Annotated in this window: 16 protein-coding genes; 11 read left to right on the forward strand and 5 right to left on the reverse strand. The window is 36.0% G+C overall.

Features of this window, described 5'->3' with window-relative positions; genetic code table 11:
• Window positions 1-98: 98 nt before the first annotated feature.
• The 6 genes from E0F98_RS14970 to E0F98_RS14995 all read left to right on the forward strand — a co-directional run bounded on the left by E0F98_RS14970 (window position 99) and on the right by E0F98_RS14995 (window position 6,907).
• Window positions 99-1,592, forward strand: a complete 1,494-nt coding sequence (locus E0F98_RS14970; RefSeq protein ID WP_132112902.1) for a thymidine phosphorylase family protein — start codon at window positions 99-101, stop codon at window positions 1,590-1,592.
• A 5-nt stretch (window positions 1,593-1,597) separates the two neighbouring features.
• On the forward strand, window positions 1,598-2,464 hold the full coding sequence (locus E0F98_RS14975) for a ribose-phosphate pyrophosphokinase (RefSeq protein WP_132112904.1): 867 nt from the start codon (window positions 1,598-1,600) through the stop codon (window positions 2,462-2,464).
• Between the two features lie 332 nt (window positions 2,465-2,796).
• Window positions 2,797-3,588, forward strand: a complete 792-nt coding sequence (locus E0F98_RS14980) for an MlaE family ABC transporter permease (protein WP_132112906.1) — start codon at window positions 2,797-2,799, stop codon at window positions 3,586-3,588.
• Between the two features lie 6 nt (window positions 3,589-3,594).
• Window positions 3,595-4,347, forward strand: a complete 753-nt coding sequence (locus E0F98_RS14985; protein WP_132112908.1) for an ABC transporter ATP-binding protein — start codon at window positions 3,595-3,597, stop codon at window positions 4,345-4,347.
• Window positions 4,348-4,355: 8 nt separating this feature from the next.
• Window positions 4,356-5,333, forward strand: a complete 978-nt coding sequence (locus tag E0F98_RS14990; protein WP_132112910.1) for an MlaD family protein — start codon at window positions 4,356-4,358, stop codon at window positions 5,331-5,333.
• Between the two features lie 350 nt (window positions 5,334-5,683).
• Complete coding sequence (locus E0F98_RS14995; protein WP_132112912.1) at window positions 5,684-6,907, forward strand: cation:proton antiporter; 1,224 nt, start codon at window positions 5,684-5,686, stop codon at window positions 6,905-6,907.
• A gap of 77 nt (window positions 6,908-6,984) precedes the next feature.
• Here the strand turns inward: E0F98_RS14995 and E0F98_RS15000 are convergent, their stop codons facing one another.
• Window positions 6,985-8,109 carry a cysteine desulfurase family protein gene (locus tag E0F98_RS15000; protein ID WP_132112914.1) on the reverse strand — a complete coding sequence of 375 codons (1,125 nt, stop codon included), beginning with the start codon at window positions 8,107-8,109 and terminating at the stop codon, window positions 6,985-6,987.
• Window positions 8,110-8,195: 86 nt separating this feature from the next.
• On the opposite strand from E0F98_RS15000, the gene E0F98_RS15005 reads away from it, so the two are divergent.
• A complete protein-coding gene (locus E0F98_RS15005) occupies window positions 8,196-9,155 on the forward strand; it encodes a hypothetical protein (RefSeq protein ID WP_132112916.1) in 960 nt (319 codons plus the stop codon).
• 86 nt (window positions 9,156-9,241) lie between these two features.
• Here the strand turns inward: E0F98_RS15005 and E0F98_RS15010 are convergent, their stop codons facing one another.
• Window positions 9,242-9,793, reverse strand: coding sequence for a Smr/MutS family protein (locus E0F98_RS15010; protein WP_132112918.1), 552 nt, complete (start codon window positions 9,791-9,793; stop codon window positions 9,242-9,244).
• The gene (locus tag E0F98_RS15015) at window positions 9,786-9,977 is read right to left on the reverse strand and encodes a hypothetical protein (protein WP_132112920.1); all 192 of its coding nucleotides are present in this window, start codon (window positions 9,975-9,977) and stop codon (window positions 9,786-9,788) included. Before E0F98_RS15015 ends, E0F98_RS15010 begins: the two co-directional genes overlap by 8 nt.
• 227 nt (window positions 9,978-10,204) lie before the next feature.
• Between E0F98_RS15015 and E0F98_RS15020 the strand changes: the two genes are divergently transcribed.
• The 4 genes from E0F98_RS15020 (at window position 10,205) to E0F98_RS15035 (ending at window position 12,954) form a co-directional block, all read left to right on the forward strand.
• Window positions 10,205-10,465 carry a DUF2752 domain-containing protein gene (locus E0F98_RS15020; protein ID WP_132112934.1) on the forward strand — a complete coding sequence of 87 codons (261 nt, stop codon included), beginning with the start codon at window positions 10,205-10,207 and terminating at the stop codon, window positions 10,463-10,465.
• A gap of 351 nt (window positions 10,466-10,816) precedes the next feature.
• Complete coding sequence (locus tag E0F98_RS15025) at window positions 10,817-11,608, forward strand: serine O-acetyltransferase (protein ID WP_132112922.1); 792 nt, start codon at window positions 10,817-10,819, stop codon at window positions 11,606-11,608.
• A 1-nt stretch (window position 11,609) separates the two neighbouring features.
• Complete coding sequence (cysM, locus tag E0F98_RS15030) at window positions 11,610-12,497, forward strand: cysteine synthase CysM (RefSeq protein ID WP_132112924.1); 888 nt, start codon at window positions 11,610-11,612, stop codon at window positions 12,495-12,497.
• 4 nt (window positions 12,498-12,501) lie between these two features.
• Complete coding sequence (locus E0F98_RS15035; protein WP_132112926.1) at window positions 12,502-12,954, forward strand: GNAT family N-acetyltransferase; 453 nt, start codon at window positions 12,502-12,504, stop codon at window positions 12,952-12,954.
• A gap of 71 nt (window positions 12,955-13,025) precedes the next feature.
• On the opposite strand, the gene E0F98_RS15040 is transcribed toward E0F98_RS15035, so the two are convergent.
• Both E0F98_RS15040 and E0F98_RS15045 read right to left on the reverse strand, forming a co-directional pair.
• Window positions 13,026-13,436: an OsmC family protein gene (locus tag E0F98_RS15040; protein WP_132112928.1), complete on the reverse strand. Its 411-nt coding sequence runs from the start codon at window positions 13,434-13,436 to the stop codon at window positions 13,026-13,028.
• A gap of 166 nt (window positions 13,437-13,602) precedes the next feature.
• Window positions 13,603-16,654, reverse strand: a 3,052-nt coding sequence (locus tag E0F98_RS15045) for a T9SS type A sorting domain-containing protein (protein ID WP_132112930.1), incomplete at its 5' end; no start/stop codon positions are given.

Genomic DNA, 16,654 nt, shown 5'->3' on the forward strand with positions numbered 1-16,654 from the left:
ACATTCATCTTGAATTATTATTCAGCTCCAAAAATCCTCCGACCACATTAATTGAGGTTGTACTTTTCTAATGCGCAACGTCATTAAATATTTGTTTTATGGATACTACTTTTAACACTCTAAAATTAATCCATCTTGGCATCGATGCGCAGCGAGAAAACGTTGTTTTCATGCGAAAAGATTGCCATATCTGTAAATCAGAAGGTTTCGAAGCACTAAATAGAGTACTAGTAACTGTAAATGGCAATTCTAAAATAGCCACTTTATACATTATCACTGATGGAATTTTACAAGCGGGAGAAGCGGGATTGTCTGAAAGTGCATGGAAAGATTTAAACGCTAAGAAAGGGGACGAAATTAGTTTTTCACATGTGCAGCCCGTGACTTCCATGAGTAGTATTAGAGCTAAAATGTATGGCAGACAGCTGAACAATGAGAACCTACAAAACATAATAAAAGATATTGTCAAGGGCGAATATTCTAATATCGAAATTGCTGCTTTTATAACTGCTTGTGCCGGTGACAATCTCAACATCGAAGAAATAATAGGACTCACTAAAGCGATGGTAGTTTCAGGGCAAAGACTTTCTTGGAATAAAAAAATTGTGGTCGACAAACATTGTGTAGGAGGACTTCCTGGAAACAGAACAACACCTATCGTAGTGGCAATAGTTGCTGCCTACGGCCTTACAATACCCAAAACTTCTTCTCGGGCCATTACATCGCCTGCAGGCACGGCTGACAGCTTAGAAACCATGACGACAATTGATCTCAGCATCAAACAAATTCAAAAAATAGTAGAGCAGGAAAATGGATGCTTCGTTTGGGGCGGTTCCATCAAACTAAGCCCAGCCGATGATATCTTAATTCGGGTAGAAAGAGCGCTTGATGTGGATGGTGAAGGACAAATGATTGCATCAGTATTGTCAAAAAAGATTGCCGCGGGTTCGACACATGTGGTTATTGATATTCCAATAGGAAAAACAGCAAAAGTAAGAACAGAAGAAGATGCCGAAAAATTAAAATATTATTTCAATGTCGTTGGAAAAGCGATGGGCATCAAAGTAAATGTTCTTTTTACGGATGGGTCCCAGCCCATTGGTAGAGGAATTGGCCCTACACTAGAAGCTATGGATGTGCTTAGTGTGTTGCGCAATGAAGAAAATGCACCTCAAGATTTAAAAAATAAATCACTTCTAATTGCAGCTAGCATCATCGACTTAGTAGATGAAAAAAATGGATTACAAAGTGCTCAAGAAATCCTATCCTCTGGAAAGGCTTACGAGAAGTTTCTTGCGATATGCAAAGCCCAAGGTGGTTTTAGAGAACCTGAATTTGCCGTCTTTAAAGAAGATGTTACAGCTGAAAAATCAGGAGTTGTGATTGAAATTGATAACCGAAAACTTGCGAAAATCGCAAAACTTGCTGGTGCACCGCACGATAGTAAAGCAGGATTGCTATTAAAAACGCCTTTGAATACCAAAGTCGAAAAAGGTGATATATTGTATACTATTTACTCCGAAACAAATGGCGAACTGAAATACTCTGTCGACTACATGAAATCAGAAAAGGATATTATTCTAATTCAATAATGCTCATGAAAAAAATATATTTTGCTTTACCAGGAAATGAAGAGTTGGCAGAAATACTTATTCAAAAAGAAAAGGCTGAAAAAGGAAACGTAGAAATCCGCTCTTTTCCTGATGGAGAAACCTATGTTCGGATTATATCAGATGTGAAAGACAAAAAAGTATTTCTAGTTTGTACCCTTCATCAGCCTGACTCTAAATTGTTACCGCTTTACTTTTTGGCGAAGACCGCAAAAGAATTTGGTGCTAAAAGCATCTGTTTAATCGCACCATATCTTGCTTATATGCGCCAAGACAAGGTCTTCAATACTGGAGAAAGTGTTACCTCTACCCTCTTTGCAAATTTACTTTCTGGATTTGTAGATACATTAGTTACGGTTGATCCCCATTTACATCGAAGAACTTCTTTATCTGAAATCTACAGCATACCAACAACGGTCTCTCATGCAGCGCTGCATATTTCGGCCTGGATACAATATACTATTGAGAACCCAGTACTAATTGGCCCCGACAGTGAAAGTGAACAATGGGTTGCCGAAGTCGCAAAAAATGCAAACGCACCCTATATTATTTTATCGAAAATTAGACATGGTGACCGTGATGTAGAAGTTTCCATACCACAAATTGATAAATACAAAACCCATGTTCCCGTTTTAGTGGATGATATTATTTCAACTGGACGAACGATGATAGAGACGATTACTCATTTGAAAAACGCTGGAATGAAACCTCCCATTTGCATTGGCGTACACGCAGTATTTGCTAAAAATGCTTTTCAGGAAATAAAAAATTCAGGAGCAAAGGAAATCATTACTTGCAACACCATTCCTCATGAAAGCAATAGAATTGACATTAGCGATTTGTTGATTCTCTAAGCCAAAAACACCAGTCTTTTGTAATCCAAAGAATATCCCCCTAAGCAATTTTTTCTTCGAAAAACAAACCAGTCACCAGAATCTTTTACCGAATATAGTAAGTCATTTTACAATTAGACTCAAAAACCTAGAATCTAGATTCTTCTTCATTTATTCCGTTCATATTTCGTGTTTTTATGAGAATGTCTTTTGCAAATGTTTTATTATCGGTGTAAAAAAACTATTTTCCCTCGATTAAAACATCAAAAAACCAGTTTAACAAAATTCAAAATAACTGATAATCAGCGGAATATTCGTATATTTGAGTAGCCCCTTATTATAAAAATTAATTCATGACACCTATGAATCCTATTTTTAAAATAATAAAACTGATCCAATCTTTCTTACTTGAAATTGGAGAACTTTCCTTCTTTGCGGGTCGCTTTTTCAGAGAATCTTTTAGACGTCCCTTTGAATTTAAAGAGTTCCTTCGACAATGTTTTTATATGGGAAATCGATCTTTATTGTTGGTTGCTGTAACTGGATTCATAATTGGTTTGGTTTTTACCTTACAATCGCGCCCTACTCTTCTTGAGTTTGGCGCCGTTTCCTGGATGCCTTCTATGGTAAGTATTTCGATCATTCGAGAAATAGGCCCTATAATAACCGCATTAATTTGCGCTGGACGTATCGGTTCTGGGATTGGTGCAGAATTAGGGTCCATGCGCGTCACCGAACAAATTGATGCAATGGAAGTATCAGGTACAAATCCATTCAAATACTTAGTGGTTACTCGCATTATGGCTACCACTTTAATGCTTCCTATACTTGTGTTTTTTGGTGATGCAATTGCTCTTTTTGGATCGTATTTGGTCGAAAATGTAAAAGGACAGGTGTCTTTTTTACTGTATTTCAATCAGGTTTTTAATGCTTTGGAATTTGGAGACCTAATACCGGCGACCATCAAAAGCTTCTTTTTTGGCTTTGCCATAGGATTAGTGGGCTGTTTTAAAGGTTATTATTGTAAAAAAGGTACGGCAGGTGTTGGTATTGCAGCAAATTCTGCGGTAGTTTTTACTTCGATGCTCCTTTTTGTCATTGATTTTATTGCTGTTTTTGTCACTGATATATTTTATGATTTATAATTGATTATGAATACTACCATCCAAAATAGAAAAGTTATTATCGAGATCAAAGACTTGAGAAAAAGCTATGGTGACAATCATGTCTTAAATGGTTTCAACATGACTTTACACGAAGGAGAAAATTTAGTGATTATGGGAAAATCAGGCTCAGGAAAATCAGTAATGATAAAATGCCTTATCGGGTTAGAAAAACAAGATAGCGGTTCGATAATGGTGATGGGAGAAAAAATTGATGAACTCGACCGCGCAACCTTAGATGAACTCCGAACAGAAATTGGCTTTCTTTTTCAAGGAAGTGCTTTATATGACTCGATGACCGTGAGAGAAAATTTAGAATTTCCCTTGCGTCGTCACACTAAAAAATTTGGAAAACTAAAAGACACCACACCCTTAGTGATGCAGGCTCTTGAAAATGTAGGATTATCACAAACCATAAACTTGATGCCCGAGGAACTTTCGGGAGGAATGAAGCGTCGAATTGCATTGGCGAGAACACTAATTCTTCAACCCAAGATTATCCTCTATGATGAACCTACGACAGGATTAGATCCCATCACTTCCAAAGAAATATTGATCTTGATGAAGTCAATCCAGGAAAAATACACCACATCAGCATTAATCATAACACATGATGTCGATTGTGCCCGAGTGATCTCAAATCGAATGATTTTGCTGGTTGACGGTGTTAATTATGCCGAAGGAACTTTTAACGAACTAGCAACATCGACAGATCCAAAAGTACAGGCTTTCTTTAAATAAGTATAGACATGGAAAAAACTACATCACAAAAAATAAGATTAGGCCTTTTTGTAATTATTGGCTTGCTGATTTTTATATTAGCTACCTATTTTATTGGCGATAAGCAAAAAATGTTTGGAAAAACTAATCATTTAGAAACTATTTTTAATAATGTAAATGGTTTACAAATAGGGAATAATGTACGCTACTCGGGAGTAAATGTAGGAACTGTCCTTGGTATCGAAATGATCAATGACACCAGTATCAAAGTGGATATGATTATTGACAAAGCCATCTTTAAACACATAAAAAAAGATGCAGTAGCCACCATAGGCTCTGATGGACTGGTAGGGAGTATGGTCATCAACATTCTACCGGGAAAAGGAAATGAAGCTTCGGCGGAGCCAGGAGATGAAATCATATCTATAAATCGCATTCGAACTGACGACCTTTTAATTACCTTAAGCAAAACCAATGACAACGCTGCCCTTCTCACCAAAAACTTGCTCAAAATTACGGACGAAATGAATAATGGAAAAGGAACTGTAGCACTATTATTGAATGACATTGAAGTGGCAAAGGACTTAAAAGAAACCATGTATTACTTAAAAATTTCAGGAAGGGAAACCTCAAAAGCCACCAATAATTTAAACCGACTTCTTGAATCCATCAACAACAAAGACAACGTTATAGGGCTATTGCAGGATACGGCTGTTGCCAATGATATTAAGACAATCGTTAGTAATTTAGATAAAACTAGTGTCGAAGTAAATAAAGTCGCGACTAATCTAAACAAAACTATTGTCAATATTAAAGAGGGAAAAGGTGCACTCAACTACCTTTCTAATGACCCCACGCTTGTCCATACAATTGACTCGACCATGACTAATGTCAATGAAGCGAGCATTAAATTGAATGAAAATTTAGAAGCTCTTAAACACAATTTTCTCTTTCGAGGATATTTCAGAAGGTTAGAGAAAGAAAAACGAAAGGAAAAAACGAAATAGCTAATTTAAGCCGTGCTTGCAATCAAGGTATTGAATACAAACACAGCAATCTTAACTTGCGAACTGAGCCAAGCTTGTCATTTTTTACTGCTCGAATAATAATGGAAAAGGCTGTCGAATTACAACAGTTTCTCCCTTCTCTATAAAAATTGGGAACTATAAAAAATTAAAACATATTTAATTCATTTACAAAGTGTTATTGATTTAAAATAATCAGAAACGGTATTTATTTTTTATTTAATTAAAAAAATATTGATGTTATAAACTTCTAATGTCTTATATTTCAAAACATGAAGCTCTATTATTCCTAATGGAAACTCTAAAAAATTAAAAAATATAATTAATTTTCTATGACAATTATAATTTCACTTTGTCTTTTACTACTTATCGCTTACTTGTTTGATCTTACAGCTTCAAGGACAAAAATACCTTCTGTTATACTATTATTACTTTTGGGTTGGATCGTTAGAGAAGTAACCTTCTTTTTTAGTATTGAGCTACCAAATCTTACAACTATCCTACCCATTTTAGGTACAATTGGACTTATTTTAATTGTATTGGAAGGTTCTTTAGAGTTGGAGCTCAACAAATCTAAAATTGGACTGATAAAAAAATCATCCATAGGGGCTTTCTTGCCTTTGATTGTGCTTGCCTTTTCGCTTGCCTATTTATTCCATTATTATGGAGGATATTCCTTCAGAGATAGTCTTTTAAATGCGATCCCATTTTGCGTTATTAGCAGCGCAATCGCAATACCAAGCGTAATAAACCTTTCTTCGACTCAAAAAGAATTTATCATTTATGAAAGTAGTTTATCTGATATTTTCGGAGTTATTTTCTTCAATTTCATTGCATACAATTCTAGCTTCGGTTTAGAAACATTTGGATATTTTTGTTTAGAAATACTAGTAATAATAGCAATTTCCTTTGTGGCAACAATATTACTATCCTTTCTGCTCAATAAAATTGAACACCATATTAAATTTGTCCCTATCGTGTTACTAATCATATTAATTTATGAAGTATCCAAAATATTCCATTTGCCAGCACTTATTTTTATCCTAGTTTTCGGATTGTCAATTGGTAATTTAGATGAACTAAAACATTATAGATGGACCCAACAATTTAGACTTGACTTACTGAACAAGGAGGTTGCGAAGTTTAAGGAACTGATTATCGAAGCGACTTTTCTGGTTAGAGCCTTGTTCTTTCTTTTGTTTGGTTATTTGATCAAAACTGCCGAAATTTTAAATACGGACACGCTGGTATGGGCTGGAGGAATTGTAGCTATACTTTTTACTTTGCGTTTCATCCAACTTAAAATATCTAAAATCCCTTTATTCCCGTTGCTTTTTGTAGCGCCACGAGGACTTATTACGATCTTATTATTTTTAGGAATCGCACCAGAGCATTCGATAATGCTAGTCAATAAATCTTTAATTATTCAAGTAATCCTGATGACTGCAATTATAATGATGCTGGGATTAATGATTACTGCCAAAAAAAGAAAAACAATTCTAGAAGAAAGAAGAAAAGCACAGGAGGAATCCATGGACGAAAACATAGTAGTCTAAAAAAAACGTCTCTTGAACTAGCTGCAAAATAATATTTAAACTATTTAAAGGCAGTGTTCACGAGTCGTTTATTTTTTTTAAATGCTTTTTAAAGCATCCATCAACAAGTCAATATCTTCTTTCGAATTATAATGGCTGAAAGAAATACGCAGACTCGGTTTTCTTAAATCATCCTCCGAAAGCATTTCGGCTAATACATGTGAAGCCCTAATACTTCCACTCTGACAAGCACTTCCTCGCGAAACTGCAATGCCTTTCATGTCTAAATGAAATAAAATCATGGCTGTTTTATCCTCTTCAAGAGGTAATAAAACATTCAGTATATTATAAAAACCATCTTGACTTCCGTTTATTACAAATTCTGGAAAATCAATTTCAAGTCGCTCTATTAGATACTTTTTTAGTTCAGAAATTTGGGTTCTTTCCACCTCTAAATTACTGTATGAAAGTTCCAAAGCTTTTGCCATTCCCGCAATTTGGTGAGTCGCTTCTGTTCCTGCTCGCAATCCCTTTTCCTGTTCGCCTCCATAAAACAAAGGCTGCAAACCTGAATTTTTTCGAACAAATGCAAATCCAACACCTTTGGGTCCATGAAATTTATGTGCGCTAGCAACTAGAAAATCTATAGCTAGTTCTTGTAAATCAATTTCTTTTTTTCCAATGGACTGCACCGTATCAGAATGTAAAAGTGCGTTGTATTGCTTGCATATTGGTACGACTCTACTTAAATCTAAAACAGTTCCAATTTCATTATTGACATGCATTAGGCTCACTAGTGTCTTATGATTTTGCGACAATAATTCGACTAAATCTGTGATGTCGATTTCTCCATTTGGCTTGACCGCTACGTAATCTACCTGAATTCCAAATTCTTTTTGCAATGCCTGAACGGTATACAAAACGGCATGATGCTCAATTTTACTGGTAATAATACGTTGCACTTTCAAATCTACCACAGCAGAACGAAGGATCCAGTTATTAGCTTCCGTTCCACAAGATGTAAAAATAATTTCTTGTGCAGCAGCATTCAACTGCTTTGCAATTGATTTTCTAGAAAGTTCCAATATACTTTTGGCATTTCGACCAAAACTATGCGTTGAAGAAGGATTTCCAAAATCTTCTGCCATTACTTTTGTCATTTCTTGAATGACTTCTGGTCGTATGGCTGTCGTTGATGCGTTATCGAGGTATATTTTTTTCATTGTTGCAAAGTTATGAAATATCAATTGCGTATTCTCCAATATCAATTGTCATTTTTTTAGCTATTTTTGTAAAAATATATTTTACGATGAAAAGAGTTCTAGGCCTATTGGTTTTTGTATTAGTTTTAAATGGTTGCGACGATGGAAATTTAATTCAGGAAGATATTAACTTCGAAGATGTAAGCACTCAAAGTTGCACTACAAATGACATTATTTTCAAACTAAAGGAAAAAGAAGGTCTGCTTCTTGAAATTCCGAGCACTACTTTCGTAAACGAATCTTCAGTGGCTGGCGCACCAACCCTTTTAGATATTAGCAGCAGCAATCGCGTAGTTTATCGCTTTTATGACGGTGTCGTATCGAGCAACAATATCTGCGAAACCATAGCTCCCGCTACTCCAGTAGTAACCGATCAATGGAATGCCACGGCCGGTAAAATACAAATATTTACTACTGCAGTAAAAACGGTAGATGCAGAGGAGAACAGCAGCCGAATTACAGGTTACAAGCACAACATTGTTTTTAAAAACATCACTTTTGCAAAAAGCAACGGAACCCAAGTATATGAAACTTTCCCTTTTGGTGATTATGTAACAACAGCCACAGCTTTACCTTTTCTTTTTGATAAGACAGTCGAGAAATGCAGTTCATCTAATCTAGTGTATAATTCTACTAGCAGCGAATCTCTAACATTAAATATCGACCCAAGTTTAATTGTTAATGCAGCTACACCTTTAAACTCTCCAAGAACAGGAATCATTGGCACCACATCAAACGTACTTAGCTACCGCTTATTTACAGGTCTTTTAACGGCTGATTATTTCTGCGGAACAACAACACCTACTTCACCTGCAATTAACGAACAATGGGATGCTGTAAGTGGCGTATCAGGAGTTAGCGGGATTGTGGAAGTAACGACAACAACAAACGGACCCACTGCTTTTAAGCATACAATAGTCCTTAAAAAAGTAACTTTAAAGAAAGGAAATAATACTTTTTTATTGGGTGATAATTTTATCTACGGTGATTTGTTGACGACAAATTAAGCGGTAATTATTACTAAAAAATAAGCATAAAAATGTCCCGTTTTGTAATCACAAAACGGGACATTTTTTTTTGAAATTAAGATGCTTTATTTACTGTTTTGCTTGATAAAAACTTCGGTGGCACCTTGACCATATTTTTGATAATTTCCTTCCTGAAAAGCAATATTATCGTAACGTCCCAATAAGAAATCCAGCTCTGCTTTTAACACTCCTTCGCCAACACCGTGAATAAAAACGATTTTTGGAATTCGGTTATTTATGGCAAATTCGATGTGACGTTTAGCAGTTTCAGATTGCAAAGTAAGAATGTCATAATTTGACATTCCACGTTTGTTAGGCACTAATTTTTCGATGTGTAAATCGAATTCTGGCGCTTGTCTTTCGTTCTTGTCTTTGCGTTCTTTAACAAAACTCCTCGGTTTTGGGATCGCTTTTTCCTTTTCTATTTCATCTCTATTAATTCTTCTAATAGAATCCATTAAGTTACTGGTATCGTTTACCTTAATTAATTCATTGACAATAAATGTCATCATGAATCCGTCCTCTGTTTCGATCGTTACGTCATTATTTTTCACAGAAACTACTACTCCATTTATAGCCTCGTCCAGAACTGAAACCTTATCTCCTTTACTAAACATCTTTTTTATCTTTATCGTGATTATTTTGATTTTTACTCGGTGTTTTAGAACTCAACCGCATCATGCCAAACATAAAAACAGCAAGTGCAATTACGGTGATATACACATTTTTATCGGCACTTACCTGCTCAAAAAAAGCAACAAGTATTGCGACAAACATCATTGGAATTATTAATTTTTTCATTTCTTTACTTATCAGAATCCAAAGGTAATAAAATTAAAATTGGCGCCTTTTTTTATTAAATGGTTTACTGAAATTTTGTAAATTGTACAGACATAAAATCATTAGATTTATACCGTTTACTAGTCCGAATTTAACCTACAATAAATGCATTCAAATTAGATTATTTAATGGTATTAACTTAGAACAATTACACTCAAAAAAAACTTTAAATTGTGTTAGAAAAATATATGATTCCTTGCCTTAGTAAAACCCTTTTTGGAGTGGAGTGTTTGGGTTGCGGTTTTCAGCGATCGTTACTTTTACTTTTCAAAGGGGATATTACTAGTTCGTTTCAAATGTATCCTGCCCTATTTACCTCACTTTTATTTTTAGGTCTTCTGGGTTTTCATTTTATTTATAAAGGTATTATTTCGCAAAAATTAATCGTGATTGTGGCGCTTATTAATGTACTTTTTATGGTTGCCGGCTACTTCTACAAACACTATTAGAGAATTCTAGGTAAGCAAGAAATGAACTTATCCAGTCTAATGACTCTTAGAAAGCATTTATTATTTTGAATTAAATCATACTTACTTCTATTCACTCCTATCGTAAATGTCTCATTAAAGGATAGTGCTTTTCATTATACTATGTTAAATATCCAACTTATAAATGCTCATTGTTATAAAATAATGAAGCCAAACAAATTGAAATCAATATATTTGTTTCGTCTTATTTATTGAGACTAATTAACAAAATAACAAGCGTAAAGCTCCTTCTATTTCAATAAGAATTGTTATTGCAGTTATAAGTTACTACGCACTTAAGGCCTTTTCTATTAACAATTCAACACCATAATCATGACAAAAGATCTGATTATTAAAAATATAATCGCATTAAAGGGACAGTCCGCGATTAATTACGGAATCAAAACTAAAATCGAGGATTTTACTGAAAAATTATTTTATACTTTATTTGATGCCAATGCGCCTTTGAGCGAAAGTATTGAAGAGCTTAAAATTTTATTCAAAGAAATTTCTGTAATTGCATGCAAAAAACCGCAAGGTCAATGCGATGGAATTTGGAATAGTTTTCTTGAAAAACTACCTTCTGTTCTTGAAAAACTAAATCAAGATGCTAATTATTTTTTGGAAAATGATCCTGCTTCCAATAGCTTGGAAGAAGTATATCTTGGCTACCCTGGGTTTTATGCCGTTGCTATTTACAGACTCAGCCACGAGCTGTACCTATTGGATTTACTCCTGTTTTCGAGATTAATGAGCGAATATGCACATAGAATCACCGGAACAGATATCCATGCTGGTGCTAAAATCGACTCCCCCATTTTCATTGATCATGCCACTGGTATCGTAATTGGAGAAACAACAGTTATAGAAAAATACGTTAAAATATATCAAGGAGTCACCTTAGGGGCACTTAGCGTAAGTAAAGACATGAAAAACGAAAAAAGACATCCTACGGTGGAGCAAAACGTGTGTATATATGCTAATGCAACCATATTAGGAGGGAATACTACAATAGGTAAAAACAGTATTATAGGTGGGAATTCATGGATTACCAAATCCATTCCCAAAAATTCACTTGTCACGAATACCACAACTACAGAAGTAAAAATAAAAGAATTACGATAGCATGGATCCGCAAAAATTATTAGACCTGATTGGTAATACGCCCTTGGTAGAAACTGTCAATTTGATTAAAAATAAGAATGTAAAACTACTGTTGAAACTGGAAGGAAACAATCCAGGCGGAAGTGTAAAAGACCGCGCAGCCCACAATATGATTGCCTCCGCATTAGAAAGAGGAGACATCAAGAAGGGAGACAAATTGATTGAAGCCACCAGTGGAAACACAGGAATCGCATTGGCCATGATCGCCCAATTATTAAATATAGAGATCGAACTCGTATTACCTGAAGATTCAACCAAAGAACGCACCCAAACCATGCGTGCTTATGGCGCTACGGTAACACTGACTTCTGCCAAGGAAGGAATACTAGGCTCTAGAGATTATGCCGACAAAAAAGTGGCCGAAGGCGGTTATATCATGTTGAACCAGTTTGCCAATGAAGACAATTGGAAAGCGCATTATAAAACGACAGGTCCAGAAATATGGAACGACACGAAGGGTGGTGTAACCCATTTTGTTTCGGCAATGGGAACTACCGGTACCATTATGGGTACTTCTACCTATTTGAAAGAACAAAATCCGAATGTGCAAATTGTAGGTGCGCAACCTAGTGACGGCTCTCAAATTCCCGGTATTCGAAAATGGCCTCAGGAGTATTTGCCTAAAATATTTGATGCCTCAAAAGTAGACCGTATAATGGAAGTCAGCGAAACCGAAGCTCGCGCCATGACTAAGCGCTTAGCCCTTGAAGAAGGTGTTTTTGCCGGAATGAGTAGTGGTGGTTCTGTAGCATCAGCCGTAAAAATAGCCGAAGAATTAGAGTCGGGTGTCATTGTTGCCATAATCTGCGACCGAGGCGACCGCTATTTGTCTTCTGATTTATTCGATTAAATAAATGATAACTATTTTAAGAACAAAACCAGAAAATTTTGATTTCGTTCGATTAATTAGCGAACTAGATAAAGACATCCAAATTCGAGATGGCGAAGAGCATAGCTTTTATGCGCAGTTCAATAAAACTGATAGTATAAAACATGTTGTAGTTGCTTATGACGGCGATATAGCAGTTGGCTGTGGTGCTTTTAAGGTATATCAAGGTGACACTGCAGAAATAAAAAGAATGTTTGTCAATCCGGAAAATCGCGGAAGAAAAATAGCTTCAACAATATTAGAAGCACTCGAAACTTGGGCAAAAGAACTATCATTTGCTAGCTGTATTCTGGAAACCGGCAGAAGATATCCTGAGGCTATTGCTTTATATAAGAAGAACGGCTATGCTGTTACTAGGAATTATGGTCAATATGAAGGAATTGACGATAGCGTTTGCTTTAGCAAGTCAATCTACTAAGAGAATTACAATAAAAAAGTCTCCAATTTGTCAAACTGGAGACTTTTCATTTTTATAATTAAACTAATTCCTTATTGCAATGTAGCAGTTGTAGAAATAGCAGCATTCAACAATTTAGAAATAGGACAGTTCTTTTCTGCTTTTGTAACCAGTTGCTGAAAGACATCATCTGAAATCCCTTGTATTTTTGCACTTACCGTTAGATGAGAACTGATAACGGTTCCGTCAACAAGGTCAATATCGCACTTAGTCTCAATACTTTCAATTTCAAAACCATCTTCGGTAATATAAGCCGAAAGTTGCATCGTAAAACAACCAGAATGCGCCGCCGCTACTAATTCCTCCGGATTTGTCCCTACTCCTTCTTCAAAACGAGATTTGAACGAATATTGAGTATTTTCTAATGTTGTACTTTGTGTTGTCAATTTTCCTGCTCCCTCTTTAAGAGAACCATTCCATACTGCAGTTGCATTTCTTTTCATAGTTTTATTTTTTATAGTTTTCTCAAATTTAACTTTTTTAAAATGCGTGGCTTTCTAACTGCAGTTATTTTAACTAAATTTTAAAAGTTGTCATTAACAAAGCGGAATTATAAATCCAACCCATAATTTATGGGTTGGATTTATTTTAATATTAATTAAGTGAATTTTATTTTTTAATAAGGTTGATTGCTTTTTGGTTTTCGCCTTGTTTAATTAATACAAGGTATTCACCAGATGGAAGCTCTTCTCCAAATTGAATACTTTGTCCATTATTTTTTTCAATCCTTTTTATCTGTCTGGCAAGCATATCATAAACAATAACTTCTACTTTTTCATTACTACCTCCTTTTACATCCAGTGTAAATTGATAATTGGTTGGATTAGGATATGCTATAACATTGAAAGGAGAGTCTACTTCGGCAATTTTCTGTTTCCCAATAACTACTGGTTTTGTCGTTGTTCTAGGTTTACAATCTGATGTACAAGAGCCTACAAAGTCTCCATGGTTTAAATGTGCTTGAACAGCAGATTCATCAACACATATTTCCTGACAAGGATTTTTTGCACTTCCCGTTTGATGGCAAATTTTTACTTTTGCTTTACCACTATTCCCAGCAAAACAGCGAACATCTTCTGCCCAAATTTTAATACTAGAAGTTACAGTACAGCCATAGCGGTCTGTAACCGTAGCAGTAATAATAGCATCCGCCATTAATTTAACCTTCACAGAATATGACGATACTGAGTTAGCAGTCGACACCGGAGTTGCAGCTGGACAAATATTAGCTGTACTACTACCATTTACAACACTAGTCCAAGTTTCACTACTACCATTTATATTACATTTTAAAGGACGGTTCATCGTATATACAATTGTATATGGGCCAGTACCTCCCGAAGGCGTGGTAGTGATAGTTGCAATCTGATCTGTTGATAATCCAAAATACAATTGCGCATTATCTGTAGTAGAAGTTGCAAATAAAGGACTAGTTACTGTGACAGTGAAACTGCATGATACTGATGTGTTCCCAGATGCATCAAATGCAATTGCATTCACAGTAGTTATTCCTGTGTTAAATACTATATCTTTCAATGTTGTAAATTGATTTTGCGTAGATGTTGTAGCTCCGCTTAATGTATATTTAATATTTGTAATACTACAATTATCAGTTGCAGACGCATCCATTCCATTGTCCAATTGTTTATATGTACACAACGCGTTGTTTGGATTTACTGATTGGTTTGTTTTGCAGGTGATAACAGGTAAAATATTATCGACAACAGTTACAATTACTGTTGCTGTTGATACATTTCCATTGTTATCCGTTACCGTTAAAGTAACTGTGTTCGGACCAACATTCGTACAATCAAATGCTGTTTTGCTTAATACCAATGACTGGATTCCACATGCATCACTTGATCCATTGTCTACCAATGCTGCCGTGGTTGAACCAACGCCTGTAGCATCTAACTGAACCGTTACGTTCTGTGCTATGGCTACTGGTTTAACTTCGTCTTTAACCGTTACTGTAGCGTCAACTGTTGATACATTTCCATTTACATCCGTTACCGTTAAAGTAACTGTGTTTGCACCAACATTCGTACAATCAAATGCTGTTTTGCTTAAAACTAATGACTGGATTCCACATGCATCACTTGATCCATTGTCTACCAATGCTGCCGTGGTTGAACCAACGCCTGTAGCATCTAACTGAACCGTTACGTTCTGTGCTATGGCTACCGGTGCAACATTATCTTCTACTGTTACTGTAGCGTCAACTGTTGATACATTTCCATTTACATCCGTTACCGTTAAAGTAACTGTGTTTGCACCAACATTCGTACAAGTAAAGGCTGTTTTGCTTAAAACTAATGAAGCAATTCCGCATGCATCACTTGATCCATTGTCTACCAATGCTGCCGTGRTTGAACCAACGCCTGTAGCATCTAACTGAACCGTTACGTTCTGTGCTATGGCTACTGCTGCAACATTATCTTCTACTGTTACTGTAGCGTCAACTGTTGATACATTTCCATTGTTATCCGTTACCGTTAAAGTAACTGTGTTTGCACCAACATTCGTACAATCAAATGCTGTTTTGCTTAATACCAATGACTGGATTCCACATGCATCACTTGATCCATTGTCTACCAATGCTGCCGTGGTTGAACCAACGCCTGTAGCATCTAACTGAACCGTTACGTTCTGTGYTATGGCTACTGCTGCAACATTATCTTCTACTGTTACTGTAGCGTCAACTGTTGATACATTTCCATTGTTATCCTTTACCGTTAAAGTAACTGTGTTTGCACCAACATTGGTACAATCAAATGCTGTTTTGCTTAAAACTAATGACTGGATTCCACATGTATCACTTGATCCATTGTTAACCAATGCTGCCGTGGTTGAACCAACGCCTGTAGCACCTAACTGAACCGTTACGTTCTGTGCTATGGCTACTGGTGCAACATTATCTTCTACTGTTACTGTAGCGTCAACTGTTGATACATTTCCATTGTTATCCGTTACCGTTAAAGTAACTGTGTTTGCACCAACATTCGTACAATCAAATGCTGTTTTGCTTAATACCAATGACTGGATTCCGCATGCATCACTTGATCCATTGTTAACCAATGCTCCCGTGGTTGAACCAACGCCTGTAGCATCTAACTGAACCGTTACGTTCTGTGCTATGGCTAATGCTGCAACATTATCTTCTACTGTTACTGTAGCGTCAACTGTTGATACATTTCCATTGTTATCCGTTACCGTTAAAGTAACTGTGTTTGCACCAACATTCGTACAATCAAATGCTGTTTTGCTTAATACCAATGACTGGATTCCACATGCATCACTTGATCCATTGTCTACCAATGCTGCCGTGGTTGAACCAACGCCTGTAGCATCTAACTGAACCGTTACRTTCTGTGCTATGGCTACTGCTGCAACATTATCTTCTACTGTTACTGTAGCGTCTACTGTTGATACATTTCCATTGTTATCCGTTACCGTTAAAGTAACTGTGTTTGCACCAACATTCGTACAATCAAATGCTGTTTTGCTTAATACCAATGACTGGATTCCACATGCATCACTTGATCCATTGTCTACCAATGCTGCCGTGGTTGAACCATTCCCTGTAGCATCTAACTGAACCGTTACATTCTGTGCTATGGCTAATGCTGCAACATTATCTTCTACTGTTACTACTGCTGTC

The sequence above is a fragment of the Flavobacterium hiemivividum genome, assembly GCF_004349145.1.
Taxonomy (GTDB): Bacteria; Bacteroidota; Bacteroidia; order Flavobacteriales; family Flavobacteriaceae; genus Flavobacterium; species Flavobacterium hiemivividum.